General features: G+C 69.0%; 19 protein-coding genes and 3 tRNA genes. 14 read left to right on the top strand and 8 right to left on the bottom strand.

Annotated features, from left to right (window positions below; all coding sequences use genetic code 11):
* Positions 1-35: 35 nt before the first annotated feature.
* The 3 genes from IT371_32135 to IT371_32125 form a co-directional block, all read right to left on the bottom strand.
* Entirely contained in the window at positions 36-908 is an 873-nt protein-coding gene (locus IT371_32135) for a hypothetical protein (protein ID MCC6752339.1), read from the bottom strand.
* A complete protein-coding gene (locus tag IT371_32130; protein ID MCC6752338.1) occupies positions 908-2,716 on the bottom strand; it encodes a serine/threonine protein kinase in 1,809 nt (602 codons plus the stop codon). The genes IT371_32135 and IT371_32130 overlap by 1 nt, the downstream gene beginning before the upstream one ends.
* A 222-nt stretch (positions 2,717-2,938) precedes the next feature.
* On the bottom strand, positions 2,939-4,210 hold the full coding sequence (locus tag IT371_32125; protein MCC6752337.1) for an AarF/ABC1/UbiB kinase family protein: 1,272 nt from the start codon (positions 4,208-4,210) through the stop codon (positions 2,939-2,941).
* Positions 4,211-4,351: 141 nt separating this feature from the next.
* Here IT371_32125 and IT371_32120 point away from each other — a divergent pair.
* The 11 genes from IT371_32120 (at position 4,352) to IT371_32070 (ending at position 10,828) form a co-directional block, all read left to right on the top strand.
* Positions 4,352-4,423, top strand: a tRNA-Val gene (locus IT371_32120).
* A gap of 126 nt (positions 4,424-4,549) precedes the next feature.
* Positions 4,550-6,307 carry a threonine--tRNA ligase gene (gene thrS, locus IT371_32115; GenBank protein MCC6752336.1) on the top strand — a complete coding sequence of 586 codons (1,758 nt, stop codon included), beginning with the start codon at positions 4,550-4,552 and terminating at the stop codon, positions 6,305-6,307.
* Between the two features lie 2 nt (positions 6,308-6,309).
* The gene (gene rpmI, locus IT371_32110) at positions 6,310-6,510 is read left to right on the top strand and encodes a 50S ribosomal protein L35 (protein MCC6752335.1); all 201 of its coding nucleotides are present in this window, start codon (positions 6,310-6,312) and stop codon (positions 6,508-6,510) included.
* Between the two features lie 24 nt (positions 6,511-6,534).
* Positions 6,535-6,885 carry a 50S ribosomal protein L20 gene (gene rplT, locus IT371_32105; protein MCC6752334.1) on the top strand — a complete coding sequence of 117 codons (351 nt, stop codon included), beginning with the start codon at positions 6,535-6,537 and terminating at the stop codon, positions 6,883-6,885.
* 114 nt (positions 6,886-6,999) lie between these two features.
* Positions 7,000-7,278 (top strand): integration host factor subunit alpha, encoded by a 279-nt coding sequence (locus IT371_32100; GenBank protein MCC6752333.1) that lies wholly within the window; start codon positions 7,000-7,002, stop codon positions 7,276-7,278.
* Positions 7,279-7,435: 157 nt separating this feature from the next.
* A complete protein-coding gene (locus tag IT371_32095; protein ID MCC6752332.1) occupies positions 7,436-7,792 on the top strand; it encodes a MerR family transcriptional regulator in 357 nt (118 codons plus the stop codon).
* A gap of 63 nt (positions 7,793-7,855) precedes the next feature.
* Positions 7,856-7,930, top strand: a tRNA-Pro gene (locus tag IT371_32090).
* A gap of 89 nt (positions 7,931-8,019) precedes the next feature.
* The gene (gene surE, locus IT371_32085; protein ID MCC6752331.1) at positions 8,020-8,865 is read left to right on the top strand and encodes a 5'/3'-nucleotidase SurE; all 846 of its coding nucleotides are present in this window, start codon (positions 8,020-8,022) and stop codon (positions 8,863-8,865) included.
* Positions 8,862-9,536 (top strand): protein-L-isoaspartate(D-aspartate) O-methyltransferase, encoded by a 675-nt coding sequence (locus tag IT371_32080; protein MCC6752330.1) that lies wholly within the window; start codon positions 8,862-8,864, stop codon positions 9,534-9,536. The genes surE and IT371_32080 overlap by 4 nt, the downstream gene beginning before the upstream one ends.
* Positions 9,537-9,765: 229 nt before the next feature.
* The gene (locus IT371_32075) at positions 9,766-10,275 is read left to right on the top strand and encodes a M23 family metallopeptidase (protein MCC6752329.1); all 510 of its coding nucleotides are present in this window, start codon (positions 9,766-9,768) and stop codon (positions 10,273-10,275) included.
* Positions 10,276-10,300: 25 nt separating this feature from the next.
* Positions 10,301-10,828: an adenine phosphoribosyltransferase gene (locus tag IT371_32070; protein ID MCC6752328.1), complete on the top strand. Its 528-nt coding sequence runs from the start codon at positions 10,301-10,303 to the stop codon at positions 10,826-10,828.
* 42 nt (positions 10,829-10,870) lie between these two features.
* Here the strand turns inward: IT371_32070 and IT371_32065 are convergent, their stop codons facing one another.
* The gene (locus tag IT371_32065) at positions 10,871-12,391 is read right to left on the bottom strand and encodes a glycosyltransferase family 39 protein (protein ID MCC6752327.1); all 1,521 of its coding nucleotides are present in this window, start codon (positions 12,389-12,391) and stop codon (positions 10,871-10,873) included.
* Positions 12,392-12,407: 16 nt separating this feature from the next.
* A tRNA-Arg gene (locus IT371_32060) sits at positions 12,408-12,481 on the bottom strand.
* Between the two features lie 499 nt (positions 12,482-12,980).
* On the opposite strand from IT371_32060, the gene IT371_32055 reads away from it, so the two are divergent.
* From IT371_32055 to IT371_32045, 3 genes are all read left to right on the top strand, one after another.
* Positions 12,981-13,160, top strand: a complete 180-nt coding sequence (locus IT371_32055) for a hypothetical protein (protein MCC6752326.1) — start codon at positions 12,981-12,983, stop codon at positions 13,158-13,160.
* Between the two features lie 29 nt (positions 13,161-13,189).
* The gene (locus IT371_32050) at positions 13,190-14,968 is read left to right on the top strand and encodes a cyclic nucleotide-binding domain-containing protein (protein ID MCC6752325.1); all 1,779 of its coding nucleotides are present in this window, start codon (positions 13,190-13,192) and stop codon (positions 14,966-14,968) included.
* A 140-nt stretch (positions 14,969-15,108) separates the two neighbouring features.
* On the top strand, positions 15,109-16,386 hold the full coding sequence (locus IT371_32045; protein ID MCC6752324.1) for a sigma 54-interacting transcriptional regulator: 1,278 nt from the start codon (positions 15,109-15,111) through the stop codon (positions 16,384-16,386).
* Between the two features lie 35 nt (positions 16,387-16,421).
* On the opposite strand, the gene IT371_32040 is transcribed toward IT371_32045, so the two are convergent.
* From IT371_32040 to IT371_32030, 3 genes are all read right to left on the bottom strand, one after another.
* Entirely contained in the window at positions 16,422-18,119 is a 1,698-nt protein-coding gene (locus tag IT371_32040) for a hypothetical protein (protein ID MCC6752323.1), read from the bottom strand.
* Positions 18,120-18,218: 99 nt separating this feature from the next.
* Entirely contained in the window at positions 18,219-18,776 is a 558-nt protein-coding gene (locus IT371_32035; protein ID MCC6752322.1) for an NUDIX hydrolase, read from the bottom strand.
* A 6-nt stretch (positions 18,777-18,782) separates the two neighbouring features.
* Complete coding sequence (locus tag IT371_32030; GenBank protein ID MCC6752321.1) at positions 18,783-21,854, bottom strand: protein kinase; 3,072 nt, start codon at positions 21,852-21,854, stop codon at positions 18,783-18,785.
* Between the last annotated feature and the right edge of the window lie 150 nt (positions 21,855-22,004).

The following is a 22,004-nucleotide window of genomic DNA, read 5'->3' as shown; positions in this document are numbered from 1 at the left end:
AAACTCTCCTCGGCTCGCTGCGACGGCGGAATGGCCTAGAACGTGAGATCGAGCCCAAGCGACTGGGGGCCGACCACGATACGCGGCGCTCGCCGGTACCTCTTCTCTTCCACCGTCCGCGGCTGATGGTGCAGCAGCGCGTCGATGATGCCATAGGCGACGGTGGCGAAGAAGAGGGCGCCGCTCACGACCTGGGTGATGTTCAGCGCGCGCGCCCTCGTCCACTCCTCGGCGGGGACCTGTCCGCTGGGGTAGGCGAGCCGCAGGGCGAGATAGGCCCCGAGCGACGTGAGCCCGAGGGCCGCCTGGGTACCGAGCAGGGTGAATCCCTTGCCGCGCTGGCGGTTCTGGAATTGACCGGCGCCGAACGGAACGAAGTTCACCCAGTAGCTCCGTGTGACGATCGTCCGCTCCACCGTCTCCCCACCCTGGCGCTCGAGCTCGGCCTGGCGGCGCTGACGGTCGCGACGGCGTGCCTCGTCCAGCCGGCGACGGTCGGCCTCGCGCCGCTCGCGGTCCAGGATGGCGCGCAGCTTCTCGGCGTTTCGCCGCTTAACGGAATCGAATACCTCCACGGCCGCTTGAGGGTCTACGAGCGGATCGAGCCGGTAGTCCGGGCGTTCGGAGAGTATGGCAACGAACTCGCGCTCGGCCGCGGGGGCGTTCTTTGAGAAGACGTAGCTGATGCCGAGCAGCTTGCGAGCCTGCAGGACCTGCGCCTCCTGAGCGAGCAAGATCTGCGGCGAGAGCAGGGGGCCGAGGATCGCGATTACCCGCTTGTAGTTGCCGCGGTCGTAGGCTTTCGCGGCCTGGCGCAGCGCGAGCTCGGGGTCTGGCCCGTCTGCGATCGCCGGCGTGGCGGAGTAGAGGGAGGACGCGAGCAAGACCATGAGCCAGGGGCTTCGCATCAGGGCGTCTTTCGCAGCTCGATCGTGAGGTCAGTGGTGTGGTTGGCGCGTGCGACGACAGACCTGGAGACCGTGGGATAGCCGGCGGCACTCACCCGCACCTGAACCTCGGTGCGGCCGTTGTCGGCGTACGAGGGGATGGGCACGGGGAGCTCCTGTCCGGCCTGTCCGACGGTGCTGCCGACGACGACGTCGGCCGCCACGTGGGGGGAGACGTTCACCCGCACGCGGCCGGGCTTCCAGGGCAGGCGCACGTGCAGCTCGCGCGGGTTCTGTTGGGGCCCGATGGTCAGGACCTTCTCGAAACAGCACGCGTCGTTCCGGAAGGTGAGGGTGACGGCACCGCGCGGGATGGTCAGCTCGCGCAGATCGGGGCCATAGAGCCCGAGGAGCTTGCCGTTCAGCAGGATGGACATGGCCTTGGGTGTCGGGATGATCTCGATGCGGCGGGGAGGGGGAAGCGCGCGGATCACGCGCGTGACCGTAGCGCTCGCGGGCCCCTTGCCGAGGGGGCCGTCCGGTCGGGCGTCGAGCGCGTGCGTCGCCGCAGCGACCGAGGAGGGGCCACCTCCCGTGTCGCTCGCCGCCTTCGGCACCAGGGCGCGGAGGGGGTGCACGGCGCGGGATGCGTCGGCCGCGGGGCCCGCCGACCCGTCCTCCGCCAGGGCGGTCTGACTGGAGGCCGGCCACCGCCGGGAGACAGCGTAGGCACCGCCGCCGAGCGCACCGACCAGGCCGAGGACGGCCAGCGTCCGACCGATTCGCCGGCGACGGGAGACCTGGTCGAGGAGGGCCAAGACCTCCGCGTTCCTTGGGTCGGTGCAGAGAACACGGTCGAAATACTGCAAGGCGTGCGGTGTGCGGCCGGCACTCAGGGCCGCCTTGCCGTGCGCCGTGAGGGCCGTGACCACCCGGTGCTGCAGCTCGCGGCTGTACTCCGGTGGCGCTCCGAAATACCGCGCGAGCTCGTCGCGCGCGCTCTCGATGCCGACATCCGCGAGAAAGGCCAGGAGCTCGTCGCGAAGCTGCTGGACGGAGGCGTAGCGTTGATCCGGGTCGTGCGCGAGCGCGCGGCGAATGACGCGTCCGAGGCGCGTGCCGACCACCGGGTTCACGATGTCCGCGTCGATGAACTTCCCCTCCGCGATCCGCTTGAGGACCTCGTGCGGGTTCTTGCCCTTGAACGGGAGCTCTCCGGTGGCGAGTTGATAGAGCAGGGTACCGACGCTGTAGACGTCGGAGCGAAAATCCAGGGGCTTTCCTTCCACCAGCTCCGGAGCCATGTACGCGGGGGAGCCGAGGAGCTGTCCGGTCACTGTCAGCCGCGCGACGTCCACGATCTGCGCGATGCCGAAGTCGGTGAGCTTCACGCGCCCGTCCTTCCGGATCATGATGTTCTCGGGCTTGATGTCGCGGTGGATGATCCCGAGGCTGTGCGCGTGCTCGAGGGCGTTGCACACCTCGACGATCACCATCACGGCGATCTCGGGGTGCGAGATGGGGCTTCGGCTCAAGAAGGCCTTGAGGGTCTGGCCGTGGATGAACTCCGTGACGATGTAGCTGTCGGCCGATTCCAGCCCCGAGTAGTCGTAGATTTCGAGGATGTTGTCGTGGCGCAGCTTCGCCACGGCCTGGGCCTCGCGCTGGAAGCGCTGCTTGGACTCGTCCTGGTCGGCGAGGTGCGGATGGAGGATCTTCACAGCCACCTCTCGGTTCAGGGCGGTGTCCAGGCCGCGATACACGATCGCCATGCCACCGTGGCCGACCTCCTCCAGCAGCTTGTACTTCTCGAGCTGTCGGCTGGCCATCCAGCGCCCCTCGTCTCTGACAGCGGTGTCAGCCCATCCGTGAGGTGGAGGGGCAAGCCGGTCCGCTCCTGGCGCGCCCTGAACTCCAATATTCTAGGAAGGATGCGCGTTCGCAGGCAAGCCCTTTCGCCCGGAAGATGACAGAGATTTCAGACCTTGGACCGGGTCCTCGCGTCGTCTTGCGCCGGCGTTTGCGCCGGGCGGCGTGGGTGGCTGCCGAGGTCACGCGGAGGCCTGGGCGTCCATCGGCCGCAGCATCTCCCCGAGGAAGGGGAGGGCTTCGGCCAGCAGCGCCAGATCCGGCGCCAGCTGCCGGCCGACGCCTTCTACGACGGCGACGGCCAGCCCCGTGACCGCGAAGCTCGGGTGGAGCTGAGCCCCCTGTCGCCGCACCAGGCGCGAGAGCTCGGCCAGGACCGCGGCGAAGGAGAGATCCTGGATCCGCGCCGCGCTGAAGCGCTGCAGGAGCCGCGCGATATCCGGCGCCAAGAGGTGGGGCCGGGCCAGCTGCGGATCCACAAAGGCCGCGTCGATGACGGCCTGGGCCACGCGGGCCACGTCTCCTGCGGCCCACGCCGCGAGGAGGCGCAGCAGGCCCTGGCGTCGCGCGGGCGAGATCCGCGCGACGAGCCCCACGTCGAGGAGAACGAGCCGCCCGTCGGAGACGAGCAGGTTGCCCGGATGGAGGTCCGCGTGCACCAGGCCGTGCACGAAGATCATGTGCAGCAGGAGCCGGTATCCCCGTCGGGCCAGCTCGCGCCGCCCCGGGTCGTCGAGCGCCGCGTCCAGAATCTTTCGACCCTCGACGAAGGACATGCAGAGGACCCGCCGGCTGGACAGCTCCGGCACCAGGGCGGGGAGGCCCACCGTGGGGTCTGCAGCGAACGCAGCGCGGAAGAGCGCGTTGTGCTGGGCCTCGATGCGCAGGTCGGTCTGTTGGAGGATGGCCTGTCCGAGTTCCTCCACCGCCTGCCGCGGCGCAAAGGCGCGCAACGGCGGCAGCCAGGCCACGAGCCGCACGAGGATCCGGAGGAGCCGGAGGTCCCAGGCCACGAGCCGTTCGATGCCAGGCCGCAGGACCTTGACCGCCACACGCTCGCCGGTCCAGAGCTGGGCGACGTGAACCTGGGCCATCGAAGCGCTCGCGATAGGGTAGGGGTCGAGCTGGCGAAAGACGCGCTCCGGCGACCGACCGAGGTCGTCGCGGAGCACCGCGCATACGGCGGTGTACGCGAAGGGGCCCACTCGGTCCTGCAGCTGGGTCAGGGGCTCGCGGGTGGCATCGGACAGCAGGTCGGCTCGGGTGCCCAGTATCTGAGCCGCCTTGACGAAGGTCCCCCCGAGGCGGCGGCAAAGCCGCGCGAGGCGGAGTCCGAGGTGCCGCTGACGAGCTGCCCGGCCACTTCCACGCAGGGCCAGGGCCAACCAGCCGGCCGCCCACGACGTGGCGCCCAACAGGGTCCAGAACCAGACCTGGGCCGCCCGCCGAACCATGGCTTGATGCTACTCGCCCCTGGGGGCACGCGCCATGTGCCGCGGCCTCGGGGGAGGTGAGATCCCCCGCCCGGGGCACCCCTCGGGGGAAAAGATCCCTTGACAGATCGGGCAGTCCGGTCTAGTTACTGCGCCGGGAGCAGGCACGTAGCTCAGTGGGAGAGCACTACCTTGACACGGTAGGGGTCGGCGGTTCAATCCCGCCCGTGCCTACTAGGCCTCAGGCGAGCCGCACAGCGCCGCCTGCAGCTGGATGACGGAAGGCGAACCATCCCGGGTCGCGGCTTCCCCGAAACTGAACCGGCCTGAACGCAGACCGGGCGAAAGAGCAGCAGCACCATGCGTCCCGAGATGACGCCGCTCGAGCAACTTCGGCACAGCACGGCGCACGTGATGGCCGACGCGGTCAAGCGGCTCTTCCCCGCGGTGAAGATCACCATCGGTCCCGCCATCGAGACGGGCTTCTACTACGACTTCGACGCCCCGAGTCCGTTCAGCGACGAGGACCTGGTCCGGATCGAGGAGGAGATGCGGCGGATCGTCGCGGCGGACCTGCCCTTCGTGCGCGAGGAGGTTCCGCGGGACCAGGCCCTCGAGCTCTTTCGCAGCATGGGAGAGGACTACAAGGTCGAGATCCTCGCCGGCATTCCGGCGGGTGACACCATCTCGCTCTATCGACACGGCGATTTCGTGGACCTTTGCCGCGGCGTACACGTCGAGCGCACGGGCCGGATCAAGGCCTTCAAGCTCACGGGAGTCGCTGGAGCCTACTGGCGCGGCGACGAACGCAACAAGATGCTTCAGCGCATCTACGGCACCGCGTTCTTCGAGGAGAAGGATCTCAAGGCGCACCTGGAGCAGCTCGAGGAGGCGAAGCGCCGGGACCATCGCCGGCTCGGTAAGGACCTGGACCTCTTCTCGTTCAGCGAAACGATCGGGGCGGGCCTGGTCCTCTGGCATCCCAAGGGGGCGCTCGTTCGGCACCTCATCGAGACCTTCTGGCGCCGAGAGCACCTCGCGCACGGCTACGACATGGTCTACACGCCGCACATCGCGCGTGAAAACCTCTGGGAGCAGAGCGGGCACCTCGGCTATTACTCGGAGAACATGTACTCGGGGATGGACATCGACGGTCAGAACTACCTGGCCAAGCCGATGAACTGCCCGTACCACGTCGTCATCTACAAGAGCCACCTGCGCTCCTACCGCGAGTTCCCGCTGCGCTGGGCGGAGCTCGGGACCGTCTACAGGTACGAGCGGACCGGCGTGCTCCACGGGCTCTTCCGCGTGCGAGGCTTCACGCAGGACGACGCGCATCTCTTCGTGCGGCGCGATCAGCTCGCGGCCGAGGTGGACCGGGTCCTGACCTTCTGCCTGCGGATCCTGCGGACCTTCGGCTTCGCCGATTTCGAGCTCTACCTCAGCACGCGTCCGGCCAAGTTCGTCGGTACCCCCGAGCAATGGGACGAGGCCGAGGCGATCTTGAAGGACTGCCTCGAGCGCAGCGGGGTGAAGTTCGAGGTGGACGCCGGCGGGGGTGTGTTCTACGGCCCAAAGATCGATCTCAAGATCCGCGACAGCATCGGACGCAAATGGCAGTGTTCCACCCTCCAGGTGGACTTCCAGCTGCCGGAGCGGTTCGACATGAACTACGTCGGAGAGGACGGCGCGCGCGGCCATCGGCCGATCATGATCCACCGCGCGCTGCTCGGCTCCCTGGAGCGGTTCTTCGGGATCCTGGTCGAGCACTACGCGGGCGCGTTCCCCCTCTGGCTGGCCCCCGTGCAGGCGACGGTGCTGACGGTGACCGACCCGCAGATTCCGTTCGCCCAGAAGGTGCTGGAGCGACTCCGGGCCGCGGGGATCCGGGCGGAGGCGGACCTGCGCAACGAAAAGCTCGGGGCGAAGATTCGCGAGGCGCAACTCCAGAAGATTCCGTATATGCTCGTCGTGGGGGACAAGGAAGTGCAGAGCGGCTGCGTTGCGCCGCGACCGCGATCCGGTCAGGCCATGCCCGCGATGCCTGTGGACGCGTTCGTCGACCAGCTCGTGCGGGAGGCCCAGATCCCGTCGGGCGACAGCCAGGAAGGAAACTGACGATGCCGAAGATGAAGTCCAACAGCGGCGCGAAAAAACGATTCAGCTTCACCGCCAAGGGCAAGGTGAAGTATCGAAAGTCGCATCGCAATCACATCCTGACCAAGAAGACCACCAAGCGGCTGCGGCACCTGCGCAAGGGCTCGACGATGAACGCCGTCGAGACCGATCGCGTGAAGTTGCTGTTGCCCTACGGTGGATAGTTCCCTCCGGGTAGGAGCGCAGTCATGCCGAGAGCAAAACGAGGAGTAAAAGCCCGCCGCCGCCGGAACAAGATCTTGAAGGCGGCGAAGGGCTACGTGGGATCCAAGGGACGGCTGTTTCGTCAGGCCGTCATGACCGTTCGTCGCGGGTGGCGGTATTCGACCCGCGACCGGCGCGTTCGCAAGCGGGACTTCCGCGGCCTTTGGATCGTTCGCATCAACGCCGCGGCGCGGCGCTGTGGCGTGAGCTACAGCCGGTTGATCAACTGGCTCAAGACCGCTCAGGTCGAGATCGATCGCAAGGTGCTGGCCGACCTTGCCGTCGCCGACTTCAACGCCTTCCAGCGCGTCGTAGAGCTGGTGCGTCCTTCCTGACCCGGCGCCGCCGGAGTTTCGGTTGACAGATCGCGGGAGTACGCGGCATCATGGGCCCGTGCGGTGGCTCCACTTGTCTCGTGCCGTTGCCCTGGCGCGCGGAGGAATGCTGAGATGACCAAGGCCGACATCATTGAAAACGTCTACGAGAAGGTAGGTGGCTTCTCGAAGAAAGAGGCGGCGGAGATCGTGGAGACCGTCTTCGACACGATCAAGGAGACCCTGGAAGAGGGGCAGAAGATCAAGATCTCCGGGTTCGGGAACTTCGTCGTCCGTGACAAGAACTCCCGCGTGGGCCGCAACCCGCAAACGGGGGACGAGATCACGATCAGCGCGCGCCGCGTGCTGACCTTCAAGCCGAGCCAGGTGCTCAAGAACGCCCTGAACGGCTAGTCGGCTTCCCTGGTCCTGGCCGGGCCCCCCGTTCTCGAGGGGGAAAGGGGAGGCGTGAGGTAGCTCCGGGGGCTTTCGGAGCGTGCGCCCCGCATGCATCTGACGCGCAGGGGGCGGGCCGTTCGCGCGCCGCGATGCCACGAACCGGGACGGAGTCGTGCCCGACATTCCCGACAAGCTCTTCTTCAAGATCGGCGAGGTGGCGCGCCTGACGGGCGTGAAGCCCCACGTGCTGCGCTACTGGGAGACGGAGTTCAGCGTTCTCCGCCCGCAGAAGACGCGGACGAACCAGCGGCTCTATCGCCGGCGGGAGGTCGAGCTGCTGCTGCAGATCAAACAGTTGCTCTATCAGGAAGGCTTCACCATCGCGGGTGCGAACAAGCGTCTGAAGGAGCTTCACGGCGCCGCGACGAGCGGGGCCGAGCGCGAGGCGCTGGTCGAGGTCATCGGGGGAGTCCGCCGACAGCTCGAGGAGCTCCTCGGCCTCGTCGAAGACGAGAGCGAGCGGCGCTAGCCACACGTCGGCCTCGGGTCTTGACACCGCACGGGCCGCAGACTATGAAGGGGCGTCACATGCCGGGGCGTGGCGCAGCCTGGGTAGCGCACTTGACTGGGGGTCAAGGGGTCGCTGGTTCAAATCCAGTCGCCCCGATCGTGACAGAGGCGCCGCACTAGTCAGCGGCGCCTTTTTCTTTTCCGCGATGCGGTGAGCCCGGTGCCGACGTGACGAGGGCGATGCCCATGACCCCACTCATCCTGATCACCAACGACGACGGTGTACAGTCGGACGGCATCGCCGCTGTTGCGCGAGCGCTGGAACCCGTGGGAGAGGTGGTCGTCGTGGCGCCCGCGCGGCAGCAGAGTGCGGCCAGCCACGCGATCACTCTGTCGAGCCCGCTCCGCGTCCGCACGCTTCGGCCCCGGTGGCACGCCGTGAACGGCACTCCCGCGGACGCGGTATTCGTGGCGCTTCACGAGATCTGCGCGCGGAAGCCGGACGTCGTCGTCTCGGGGATCAACCACGGCGCGAACCTCGGCACCGACGTCTTCTATTCGGGGACCGTCGCGGGAGCCCTCGAGGGAGCGCTGCGCGGGATACCGGCCGTGGCCGTCTCTCAGCAGCTTCCGGAGGGGGTGGCGCCCGAAGAGCGCGAGGAAGGCCAGCGCGCGGGCGGGTTCGACCCCATCGATCACGTCACGCAGCGCCTCGCCGAGGACCTCCAGGCTACCGCCCGCTTCACCGCGGCCCTCGTGCAGCGCATCCTGACGGCCCCGCTGCCGGATGGGATCGCGCTGAACGTGAACGCACCGTGTCGCCCGACCGACAGGTACCGGTGGACTCGGGTGGGGCGTCGGCGGTATCGAGGCGAGGTCGTGCGGCGACTCGACCCCCGGGGGCTGCCGTATTTCTGGATCGCCGGCCCCGGGGTAGAGGCGCATGACGATCCGCGGAGTGACTCGCACGCCGTCGAGGCGGGGCTGATCTCGGTGTCGGCTCTGCGGCTAGACTGGAGCGCAGACGTGCTTCCGCCGGCTGGAGAATGGGCGTTCGAGGGGTATGAGAGGGGTGGGGAAGGGGAGGCATGATGTCGGAGGCGGAGGAACGGTCGGCCGAGCGGCGGGAGATGGTCGAGGTCCAGCTTCGTGCGCGCGGCATCGCGGATCCGCGCGTCCTCGAGGTGATGGGCCGAGTGCCGCGGCACCGGTTCGTGGATGCCTCCCTGCAGAGCCAAGCCTACGAGGATCACCCCCTGCCCATCGGCTACGGGCAGACGATCTCGCAGCCCTACATGGTCGCTCGCATGACGGAACTCTGCGAGCTCGCGCCGACGGACAGGGTACTGGAGGTGGGGGCGGGGTCGGGCTACCAGACGGCCGTGCTGGCGTCCCTCTGCCGCGCCGTCTTCGCGACGGAGATCGTGGAGCCCCTCGTGGAGCGTGCGACCCGCGTGCTGTCGTCGCTGGGACTGACCAACGCGACGGTCGCGTTCCGCGACGGGTCCATGGGATGGGCCGAGCACGGCCCGTTCGACGCCATCCTGGTCGCGGCGGGGGCTCCCGGGGTACCGCCGCCGCTCGAGGAGCAGCTCGCCGAGGGAGGACGACTGGTCATTCCGGTCGGTGACCGGACGCTTCAGGTGTTGCGGCGATACACGCGCCAGGCCGCCGCGGTGGTTCGCCTGGATGACACGCCGTGCCGCTTCGTCGAGCTGCACGGCCGGCACGGATGGACCGTGACCTCGGATCTCGATGGGTGACGCGCCGGGGTCGTCCGAGTGGCGGCGCGCGGCCCGCCGGGTGACGGTGCCGACCTTCGCCCTCCTTCTCGGACTGGCGGCTGGCAGTTGCGCCGGCGGTGGGACGAGGGACCGCGGGCGCAGCGGGTCCTCCGGGGAACTCCACGGATTCTGGCACCAGGCCGCAGCAGGGGAGAACCTCGAGCTCCTCTCGCGCCGCTTTCACGTTCCGCTCGCCGACCTCGTCGAGCTGAACGCACTCGACCCCCGCGACCCCTGGCCGGTCGGGCGCCCGCTGTTCATTCCCGGCCGGCGGCCGGACGATCGGCGTTCGCGCGTGAGCGTCGGTCAGGCGCCTCCGCCTCGCAACCGGTTGCCGATACGCCTCGTGTGGCCCGTCCCCTCCGGCCGGCTGAGCTCGCCTTTCGGACCCCGGGCCGGGCGTCCCCACGAAGGCATCGACATCCGTGCGCCGGAGGGGAGCCCCGTCGTCGCGGCCGCGGCAGGCACAGTGGTCTACGCGGGGAGCGGGGTGCGCGGCTACGGCCACCTGGTCCTCGTGCGACACGCGAACGGGGTGGTCACCGTCTACGCGCACAATCGACGGAACCTGGTCAAGGAGGGGGATGCCGTGACCCAGGGACAACCGATCGCCGAGGTAGGACGAAGCGGTCGCAGCGACGGGTTCCATCTGCATTTCGAGGTTCGCGAGGGAGAGACGCCTCGGGACCCATTGATCGACTTGCGCGCGCCGCCGTGAGTCGCGAGGAAGGAAGGAGCGAACGATGGATGAACGACTGGAGCTCGTCCGAAGCCGCATCGCGGACGTGCCCGACTTTCCCAAGCCGGGGATCCTGTTCAAGGACATCACCCCGGTGATGACCTCCCCGGCGGCCTACCGCGCGACGATTGACCTCTTCGCGGAGAGGTATTCCGTGGTGCGCCCGGATCTCTTCGTGGCGATCGAGTCCCGCGGGTTTCTCTTCGGTGGCCCGCTGGCCCTCGAGCTGGGAGTGCCGCTCCAGCTCGTGCGCAAGGCGGGAAAACTGCCGCGGGCGACCATCGAAGAGACCTACGCCCTCGAATACGGGCACAGCACGCTGCAGGTGCACCGGGACGAGATCCCGAAGGGGGCCAGAGTCGTGATTCTGGACGACCTGCTCGCGACCGGTGGCACCGCTCTCGCGGCGGCCCGGCTCGTCGAGCGCCAGGGCGGAGAGGTCGCGGAGTTCGGGTTTCTCATCGAGCTTCTGGCCCTGGGCGGCAGAGCGAAGATCGTCCCCTACTCCTGCCATGCAGTGCTCTCGATCTAGAATGAACGTTCGCTAACCTCCGCGATCGACGGAGGAGGAGCGCTACGGCCTCGGTGGCCACACCGTCGCCCGGAGCCCCTCGAAGTCCTGGCACAGCTGGAGCTCGAAGCGGCGCACCGTGCGTCCCCCGCGCACGACGGGAAGCACCTCGAGGAGCTTCGTGCGCTTGCAGCGGTAGAGCTCGCTGGCCTCATAGGGGAAGCGCTCGTCACGGAGGTAGAGCAGGTCTACGCCCCGGAGACTCGAGCCGTCACCCCCGGGAAAGAAATCGAAGGCATCCAGTCGCGGAGACGGGCAGACGACGGAGTACCGCCCCCGGCTCCAGAAGCGGAGCTGCGCGCACACGGTGTAATGGCAGCCGGCAACTTGCGCGAGTCGCGCGCTCGACGGGGCGTGCAGGGCAACCTGCCGGGCGACCCGCTCCGAGAGGTGCGGCCACCCATGCAGCTCGTTGCTCAGGTCGTAGCGGGGCCGGTAGGAGGCAGGCATCGCCCGCACGCCGAGGTCCGTGAGCAGATGGAGGTGCAGGAGCACGCCGAGGAGCATGGACAGAGCGAGGCCGCCGCAGACCCAGGGGCGGAGGCGGGGACGAGCGCGGAGCCAGCCGGGCAGCAGGGTGCCGGCAGCGCCGAGGAGCGGGAGATAGCCCGGGGCAGGCCAGTGCGGTTCGGCGTTCGGCACCAGGCCGATGAGGAGGAGCCCGACCAGGCTCAGTGGCGCGGCGACGGCGGCGAGTGGGCGGAGGGAGGGCTCGCGCCGCCGACGCCAGAGCCAGATGGCGGTGGCCGCGAGCACTGCGAGCACAAGGGGGGATAGATAGGCCAGCTGGCCTCCCACGAGTTTGGCCAGATTCTCGGGGCTCGGGCCGATCGGCTGCGTGTGACGGAGCCCCAGGTGGTAGCGGAGCGAGGGCCAGCCGTTCGCCGCGTTCCAGATCAGCACGGGGGCAGCCGCAAGGAGCGCAAACAGTCCCGCGAGGGTGGTGTGCAGGAGCCTACGGCGGCCCGTAAGCTCCCGCGTTGCGAGCCAGAGCGGAAGGGCGAGCAGGAGACCGAAGTACTTGCAGGAGAAGGCGAGTCCGAGCAGCAGGCCCGCGACCCACAGCGCCGGACCCTCGCGGCGCCGGTGCACGTAGAACGTGCATTCTAGAAAGAGCAGGGTGAAGAGGAGAAGGGGTCCGTCGGGCGTAGCGGCCGCGCCGGCCACGCCGTAGGCGGGTACCGCAAAGAGCAACGCCACCGCCCAGCACGCGCTCTCCGCACCGCCGCCCAGCCGCCGCGCGAGCACGGCGAGGCGCCAGAGGGTGATGGCGGAGAGGAGGATGAAGGGCCAGCGTACGCCAAGCGGGGAGTTCCCGCCCACGGTCGTGCCGAGACGAATGAGGTACGCCACGACCGGACCGTGGTCGAGGTAGCTCGGGGCCGCGACCTCGGACCAGGAGAAATAGTAGGCCTCGGCATCCCCGAGCCCGGCCAGGCCGGACTCCCAGACCCGGAGGACCGTTACCGAGGCGATCAGCGCGGCCGGGAAGGTCCATGCGCCGGGCCCGGGAGCGCCGCGCAACCTCGCGTCCAAGAAGTACCCCCGACCTGACTCGAACAGGTGACCTACGGTTTAGGAAACCGTCGCTCTATCCGGCTGAGCTACGGGGGCAGACACAGCTCGCTTGCGTCCGCTGAATACCCCGGCGGCGACCACGAGGTCAAGCGGGGCACGGCGACGCTCGGCGGCGGCGCGTAGTGGAGCGATAGTTCTAGTATCTAGCGCGGTGGAGACATGCGGCGAAGCGGGCACTCGGGGTGGCAACGACCGATGCGGGATCGAGAAGCTCTGGCGGCCGCCGAGGGACCCGTTTGGGTCAGATCGAAGGTCCGATAAGATGCATTATGTGAACTAACGTCCGGGTGCCGAATCTCTCCTGCCTGCCGCGTTTCCTTAGCCCCGTGGCCCGGTTGCGGTTCCGGGTTGCGCCACCTTGGGGCGCGGCGGTCTTGCCCTGCCGCCCTTGGGTTCGGACCAGCGCGGACTTGAGGTGCGTTTTTTTGACCCCTGATCCGCCGGGCCGCATAGTCGCTTCATGCACGCGAAGCACGGCGAACTTCTCCTGTCGCGGACGCGGTTGGTCGTTGGGGAGGACGATTTTCGGCTGACGATGCCCGAGCTCGTGGTGCCCGGCAGCTCCGGTGGCCCGCAGCTCCGAGGCGCTCTGTCCGGCCCGTTCCGCCCCAGGCCCAGGCACCGCGCGTCCTGGCTGCGGCCGTCGGTCGGTGCGGCGCTCGCGGCCATCGGCGGCGCGTTGCTCGTTGCCGCAGGGATCGCGCAGATCCTGTAGCTCCGTTCGCGCATGTATAATGAGCGCCCATGGGGTACGCAGCGGGTGAACGCCCCGAGGTGGCGCGGCTCGAGGAATTGCTCGTCCTCTTCTCGGGCCAGCTGCGCGACCACCCGGGCGATCTGCAGACACGGCTGAAGCGGGCGGAGGTCTTGCGGCTGCTCGGCCGCGTCGACGAAGCCGTCAAGGCGTACCGCGAGGTGGCGTGGGCGCAGGCCGCGGCGGGCAACCTCGTTCAGGCGATCATGCTCTGCAAGCTGATCCTGGACCTGCGTCCGGAACACCAGGATACCCAGCAGATGCTCGCGCGGCTCTACGGGAGCAAACGGGCACGCGAGGTCAAGCGTGCGGTCCCCGTGGCGCGGTTGAGCGGGCGATGGGTCGCCGCGGCCCCGACGCTGCGACCTGATGCCGGCCCCGCCTACGTCGGGGACGCCGCCAAGACGGCCCAGCTGGAGCTCGACGACGGCGCGGCGCCGCTCTCCTCCCCCTCCCCCGCGATGCCCGCGGCCAGGGTCGTCGGGACGCACCACGAGATGTCGAGCCAATCGTGGCTCGTGACGCCGGCGCCGGGAGGGGCTGTGACCGTCGCCCCCGTGAGCCCTGCGGAGCAGGATCCCGCCGAGCGGGATCGCCCGACGATGCGCGTGGATTGCGTGGAGCCTTCCTCAGCAATGGGGCCGCCCCAAAGACGGTGGAAGGAGACGGCGCCGATGCCAGGGGCTCAGGCGTCGCGGCTGCTCCGCATGGACGCGGAGCTGGCCTACGGAGAGCAGCGCGGCGGGACGCGCGCCTACTCGTCGATCCAGCGTGAAGTCCGCGGGGCGGTCGAGTCGGCGTGCCGTCCGGATCCTTCGCCTTCGCCCTCTGAGGGCGCCGCACGCTGCGGGGGCACGAGCGCCGGGGCAGTGCCTCCGGCGGCCGCCGGGCTACCGAGCGAGGCCTTCGTCCCGGCGGAGGGCGACCCCGCAGCCGATGGGATCCCCGCGTTTCCGATCTTCTCGGGGCTCGGCGAGGAGGCGTTCCTCGCGCTCCTCGGGCGGCTGGAGCGCCGCGTCTACGCGGAGGGATCCCTGGTCCTCGTCGAGGGGACGCCGGGGGATTCGCTCTTCCTGGTGGCCACGGGGGCGCTAAGGGTCACGAAACAGGACGCGGACGGATCGACGGTCGAGCTGGGACGGCTCGCGCCGGGTGCCATCTTCGGGGAGTTCGGAGTGCTGACGGACCAGCGTCGGCACGCGACGGTGACCTGCGTGGAGGAGGCCGAGTTGCTCGAGTTGACCCGCCCCGTGCTGGCGGAGCTGGTCCGAGCTCACCCCGCGGTGGGCGAGACGGTCGAGGCCCTCTACGAGGAGCGAGTGCTGCAGATGGTCATGAACACCTCTTCCCTCTTCCGCGCGGTGTGCCCTGAGGAGCGCGACGAGGTGGTGGGGCTCTTCTGCGGCGAGCGGTTTCCTCCGGACGCGACCGTGGTGGCGGAGGGGCAGCCCGTCGGCGCGTTTTATGTCGTGTTGCTCGGCGAGCTGGCCGTCACCTGCCGCGGCGACGACGGCCAGGTGCACGAGCTCGGGGTGCTTCGAGAGGGAGACTACTTCGGTGAGATGTCCCTGATCACCGGACGCGAGGCCGGTGCCTCCGTTCGCACGCGATGCGTGACGGACCTCCTGAAGCTCGGGGCGGGCGACTTCTACGACCTGGCTGCGCGCCACCCGGAGGTCTGGGCGGAAGTGGAGCGCGGTGGCGACTCCCGGCAAGCGGCGAACGACCGGCTGCTCGCCGCGCGAAGGGCGAAAGCGTGTCTGTTCTGAATGGGTTTGACGCCCCGGGTGGCTTTGCATAGGATGCCCTTTGCCCCTTACCCACGACGACGGTGATCACCGTGCCTGACACACACGATTACGAGCATCGGCCGGAATCCGACGGCCTCGACGAGCCAACCGTACCCTTGATGGCGGAGGGACGCCCCGCGCTGCGCTACCGCGTGGGGCGCCTCGTGGTGACGCAGTCGGACGGCACGCGTTTCGAGCGGACGATCGACCTTCCACATGTACGCGTCGGGTCGGCACCCAACAACGACGTGACGATCTTCGATCCCTCGGTGTCCCGGTTCCACTGCGAGCTGCGCCACACGAACGATGGCTTCCTGCTGCGCGACCTCGGCAGCACGAATGGCACGGTTGTGGGCGGTCTGCGGGTCCGCGAGGCGGTCTTGCAGGACGACGTGGTGGTCCAGCTCGGTCGCTCCACTCTGCGTTTCATCCCGGGGAAGGAAGAGATCCGGGTCGACCCGTCGAAAGAGGTCCGCTTCGGCAAGCTGGTCGGTCGCAGTGAGGGGATGCGCGAGATCTTCGGCGTCCTCGAGAAGGTGGCGGCCACGGATCTCACGGTGACGATCCAGGGTGAGACGGGGACGGGCAAAGACCTCGTCGCGAGAGCGATCCACGAGGCGAGTCCGAGACGCGAAGGCCCGTTCGTGGTCTTCGATGCGGGCGCCGTGGCGTCGAACCTGATCGAGAGCGAGCTCTTTGGCCACGAAAAGGGGGCGTTCACCGGAGCCACCGAGCAGCGACAGGGAGCCTTCGAGCGGGCCGACGGGGGGACGCTCTTCCTCGACGAGATCGGCGAGCTGGCGCTCGAGCTTCAGCCGAAGCTCTTGCGTGCGCTCGAGCAGCGCGAGGTGCAGCGCGTCGGCGGGTCGAAGCGCATCCCGGTCGACGTCCGCGTGGTGTGCGCCACGAACCGGTCCTTGGTAGACGAGGTGAAGAAGTCTCGCTTCCGCGACGACCTCTTCTTCCGCATCTCCGTGGTGGTCCTCGCGCTGCCGCCGCTGCGCGACCGGCGTGAGGACATCGAGCTACTGGTCGACTCGTTTCTGCGGGCGGCGGAACCTCGCATGAGCGCCGCGGCCGACGCCGTCACGGTGCTACAGAACTACGATTGGCCGGGCAACGTGCGCGAGCTCCGGAACGTAATCGAGACGGCCAGGGCGATGTGCAACGATCCGGTCTTGCACGCGAAGGACCTCATCTTCGCGCACGATCGTGACATCTCTTCCCAGCGGAGCGCGGGGATGTCTCTCGCGGGGAAGACCCTCGAGAGCATCGAGCGAGCGGCGATCGCGCAGACTCTCGCCCACTGCGGCGGCAACCGCAGCGCGGCGGCCAGGGCGCTCGGGATCGCCCCCTCGACCCTCTACCTCAAGCTCAAGAAGTACGGCATAGGGTAAGACCCCGCCGACCGGCTACGCCCCGGACCACCCCGTCAGTTCAGCGTCACGGAGAGGTCGGCGGCGATTCCGCCCTCTTCTGCCTCCACGGCCACCGTGACGTCCTTGAAGCGGCCGAGGCTGCTCAGGGCCGAGCTGAGCATGAGCTTCAGCTCGGGCGGGATGTCGAGCTTGCCGATGGCCTCGACGGTCTTGAGCGGGTTGTAGTTCAGCACCGCGCCGTCGTCGGATTTGAGGAGCTTCTTCGCCCGGGGGCTCTGGACCTGGTCGAGGACGCTGTCTCCGCCCTTGGCGATCAGTTGCAGGGTCGCGTCCAGGCGGCCCGCGGTGGCAGCCACGAGCACCCCTTTCGCGAGCGCCCAGCTCAGCAAGGGCTGGCCGTCGCGCTCGAGGGTGTAGACCTTCGTGTCACCGACGGAGCGTATCCGGACCTCCTGGTGCCGCATGACGAGGAAGCGCTCGACGCGGGTCAAGAGCTCGGAGGCCTTCTGCTGGTCGTCGATCTGCGCCATCAGCACGACCGGCACGGAACCGACGAGGTCGGAGAAGCTCCGGGGGGGGCTTCGTAGCGCACCCGGGGCCGGCGGGAAGAGGCCCCCCGCATAGCGCCCCCCGAGGACGCCGTAGACGTCACGGTCCACGCTGAGCTGGTTGTCTCGCTCCAGGTGCTCCATGGTTTCGTAGACGCGGCGCTTGTTCCGTGCGGGGGCGATCTCCAGCGCCCGCTCCACGAGCTTCTTCACGTTCAGGGAGAGGCGTCCTACGAGGAGCGCGTCGCCCGCCAGGTACTTCGCGAGGGGGGGCGCGCTTCCCTTGCCGGTGAAGATCTCGCGCATCAGCTTCGCGCGATCCCCGGGAGCTGCGTAGAACGCCCGTACGGCGGCCCCTTCTGCCGAGGCCGAAAAACCGACCGCGAGGCCCCGCAGGTATCCCAGCAGCGTGCGCTCCGCGTCGTGCTGCTCCTTGAGATACTTGTGCATCCATTCGGACGAGTTCTTGAGCGCGTCGGTGGCGTGGCTCGCATGTTGCTGCCGAGCGGCGTTCCCGTCCACGTAGAGGAGCAGGTCGTGCCGCCCGACCTTGCCGCTCAGCTCGACGAAGCTCGGGTTGTCTTTGATGGACGCCTCGAGCTTGGTGATGGCGGCCAGGTGCTCGGCCACCCTGCCCTTCTTGCCGGCTGCGATCACGACGTGGCCCTTGACGAAGGTCCAGCCCCCGAGCGGCTCTTGAACCCCCTGCGGCGCCGCGAGAACCATCTTCTGGCCGGCGAGCTCCTTCTCGGTGTAGACGGCCGCCCCCCGCAGGATCCGGTTCACCTGCTCCCGCAAGTACTTGTCGAGGAGTGCCGAATCGGATGCGCCGAGGATGACCGTGACGTGCCCCTCTTTCCCCACGGCGACGGCCAAACCCTGCTCCGGGTTGATCCCCTTCTTGCGAAGCGTCTCCGGCTGCTGGGGGTCGAAGCCGAGCTCGCGCTGCACCGCCGCGGCCGGTCCGGCGAGGAGCGCCCCGGAGAGCACACCCTTCTCGAGCTTCTGGCGCAGGAGGGAGAGGTGCTTGAGGCTGTCCTGGAGCGATGGCACCACGACGACGGCGAGCGAATCCGCTGGAACGTAGCCGAGGGGCGCCTTGCTCCGACAGCCGGCGCAGCCACCTACACTCGCGAGGATTCCGAGGGCCAGGATCGGGGCTGCGCGGAGAATCCACCGAGGCGTCACCAAGCGCCGTCGCATCACGTTCACCTCCTCGGGATGTCGTTGTCGTCGATGGGCGAATCGACGGCGCCGAGCATGGCACACGCGCGGGGCAAAGGAAAGCCGACCTGGGCGCAGCTACCGAGGAGAGACGGGGCGGCCGAGGCCGAGGTAGAAGCAGAAGGCGACGACTACCAGCGCGTGCGAGATCTCGCCGCTAGCGATGCGCGACGGCACCTCCGCGAGCGGCAAGGTGAGCACGTCGAGGTCTTCCGTCACGTCCATGGACAGCTCTGCGACGGACTGGAGGCCCGTGGCGACGAAGGTGTGACAGAGGTTCGTCTGCACGGCGGGGTTGGGGGCGATCGCCCCGAGGCAACGCAGCTCGCCGGCGCGGAAACCCGTCTCCTCGAGGAGCTCCCGCCGGGCCGCATGCGCTGGGTCGGCGTCCTCCGGATCGATCATGCCCCCCGGGATCTCGAGCGTCGTCTCGTCGCGTCCATGCCGGTACTGGCGCACCATGACGACCTGCTCGTCGTCCGTGATGGGGATGACGTTCACCCAATCGGCGGTTTCGAGCAGGAAGAAGGGGTGGTCGAGGCCCGTGCGCGGCGAACGGCAGAGCTGCTCGTGGATGCTGAAGATGGGCGTCGTGAGCACTTCGTGACGTGAGAGGCGCTGCCAGCGGCGGGACATGGAGCCTCACAGGACCTGTGGCAGGGCGTAGCGGAGCATCTCGGTCTCCTGTTCGACGCGGCGAATGCCCTCCCACCAGTCGATGCTGCGGGCCACCTCCACCGCTTCGTCGAGCTTTCGGCGGGCCTCCTCCACGTCCCCGCCTATGCGGTGGATGCGCCCCAGATGCAGGAGGAGTGCGGCGTGGCGCGCGCGGTCCCCGACCTGTTTCGCGAGCTCGATGGCCTGCGTAGCGCGCATCTGCGCCTCGGTCCACTCGCCGCAGCTCAGGTGGACCTCGGCCATCTGCACCACGATGCGCAGCTTCGCCGACGCGGAGCGATCGCGCTCGGCCAGCTGCAGCGCGTCGAGGAGGTACCCGAGCGCGCGTCCGGCGAAACCGACCTGGCTGCAGACGACGGCGACGGACAGCAAAGTGGACCAGGCGGGCTCGCGCGGGTGAGCGATGCGTCCCGTGAGCTCGAGCGCCTGCAGGAGCATGCGTCCCGCGCGCTCGCGATCTCCGCCCAACCCGACGGCTCGCGCCAGCTCTCGCGTCACCTCCCCCATCAGCCCCTCGTCCCCGGCGGCGCGGGCATCGACCAGGGCGAGCTCGAGGCGTCGCCCGGCGCGCTTCACGTTGCCACGTTCCAGATCGATGCGGCCCAGCTCGAGGCGCAGCGAGGCGCGGGCCTTTTCGTGGCCCGCGGCGACCGAGAGGATCTCTTCCAGCACTCCTTCGGCGGCGACCAGGTCGCCGTTGGCCCGCAATGCCGTGGAGAGCCGTTGCGCGAGCTGCACGGCGAGGTGATCCAGGTCGGTCGGAGACATCCGGCCGCGGCCCCACTCCCGTCGGATGAGCTCGACGGCGCGGCTGTACTGCCGTATGGCCCCCGGATGGTCGAGCCAGCGAGCCGAGAGCAGCCCGACTCGCTCGAGCTCGCGGATCGCCACGGGGCTGTCGTCTGACTCGTAGGCGTGGGTGGCGACGGCGACGTCGGGGCGTCCCTCTTCGCGCAGGAGGCGAGCGGCTCGTCCGTGGATCTCGCGCCGGACCTCGGCCGGGATGGACGAGTAGACCACCATCCCCACCAGGGGGTGCACGAAGGTGTAGTGCTGGCGGCGGTTACGGGTGAGGAAGCCGAGATCCACGAGACGGTCGAGGAGTCCGGCGCCGACGTCTTCGGACATGAGTCGCGTGAGCCGCTCGGCGTCGGCCGGTTCGGCGAGCACGGCCATGTTCTGGAGGACGCGTCGATCTCGCTGCTCGACGCGCTGGAGCCGCACGGCGACGAGGTCGGCCACCTTCTCCGGTGGGTCCGCCAGGCTGTCGCGGGCGCGCGCGAACGCCAGCTGCTCGAGAAAGAGTGGCTGTCCTGCGGCGATCGCACAGAGCGCCTCGAGTCCGTCGGTGGGAGCCTCGGCCCCGAGGAGGGCGTGGAGCAGGTCGGCCGACGTTGGTATGTCGAGCGGAGGTAGTTCGAGCAGGCGCACCTCCTGGGGCCAGAGCTGCATCGCGTCCGGGGTATGGCTTATCAGAAGCGCCACATCCCCTCGCGGTGAAGCGGCCAAAGACGCCACGAGCTCGCGTGACGGCTCGTCGAAGCGCTGCAGGTCGTCGTAGACGAGCAGGAGTGGCCGCCGGGAGGCGCGACGGCGAATCGTCTCGCGGAAGGCCGCGGACCGCTCGCGTCGGCGCGTGTCGGCGTCGAGCTCGCTGAGCGGACTCGGCAGTCCGAAGATATCGTGGAGTCCGGGAAGCTCCGTGCGGTCCACCTCCGCAGCCTCCGTCGCCTTGCGCAGGAGCTCGGGGTCGACCGACTGTTCCGGCGGCAGGTCGAGGCAGGCGGCAATCGTTTCCTGCGCCGGCCTCAGGGGGCGAGGCGTCCACCCCGGATCCGGCCGGCACCGCACGACGCTCATGCCGCGGCGTTCGGCGCGGCGAATGACCTCGTCGAGCACCCGGCTCTTGCCGAGGCCGGCCTCGGCCTGCAGGCGAAGGGCGCGCGGACCGCTGCCCCCCAGGAACTCGTCGAGCGTTCGGAGCGTTTCGGTGCGCCCCAGGAGCGGGGCCGGCCGGCGAATGGCTCCGGGGGTGGCGTGAGGATTCGTGGCCACGCGGGGAGCGGCCTCGGAAGTGGCCCCCTCGGAACGCGGACCCAGCTCGCCCTTGAGCTGGTCGATCTGCTCCTCGCTGAAGAACTCGAGGAGCACGTCGGGGGAGCTCGCCCGCGGGTCCCCTTCGGGCCACACGCCGGTCATCTGCGCCCACGCCGACAACACGTCTCGGAACTGGGCCGCCGACGCGATGCGGTCGGCGGGGTCCTTGGCCAGCGCCCAGAGGACGATGGCGTCGAGGGCGGGCGGGATGCGCCGTTCGGGGCGCCGGCGCGACGGCGGTTCGGGGGGGGTCTGGACGTGGGCCATCATGGTGGCCACGGCCGACTTGCCCTTGAACGGCACAGTGCCGGTGAGGAGCTCGTAGAGGATGACGCCGAGGGCGTAGACGTCGCTGCGGGGGTCGAGCTTCTCGCCGCGCGCTTGTTCGGGGGACATGTATTCGGGCGTGCCCGGCACGAGGCCAGGGGTGGTAACGGACCGATCCTCGAGGTCCAGCATCTTCGCGATGCCGAAGTCGAGCACCTTCACGAAGTCGAAGCCGGACTGCTCGAGGAGGACGACGTTCTCGGGCTTCAGGTCGCGGTGGATGATGTTCAGGTGGTGGGCCGCGTCCACCGCCTCCATGGCCTGGCAGAGCGTGTGGGCCACGCGCCCGAGGGGGAGCGGGTAGTCCTGCCGGAGGACGCGGTCGAGCGAGCGGCCGCGCAGGTACTCCATCACGATATAGAGAATTCCGGCCTCGTTCTGTCCGAAGTCCAGGACCGCGATGCTGTGCGGGTGGTTGAGCTGGCTGGCGGCGCGCGCTTCGTTCGTGAACCGCGCCAGGGCCGTCTCGTCGCCGAGCAGATGCCGGTGCATGATCTTGACCGCCACCGAACGCCCCACCCCGAGCTGGTCGGCGCGATAGACGCGCCCCATGCCTCCGGAGCCGATGACCTCTCGAAGCACGAACTTCCCCCCGATCGTGGCGCCGAGCATGGGCTCGGCCGCATCTTCTTGGGGAAGATTGGTCAGGTCAGCGCCGCATGAGGGGCAGAATCGATGCCCCGACAGGCACGGCGCGGCGCAGCTTGGACAGACGCGCATGGGCCACATGATACTCCAGCCGGGAGGTCGCACGAAGCCTGG

This window comes from Deltaproteobacteria bacterium (genome assembly GCA_020848905.1).
Lineage (GTDB): Bacteria > Myxococcota_A > Polyangia.
This window is presented reverse-complemented; position numbering and strand designations above follow the sequence as displayed.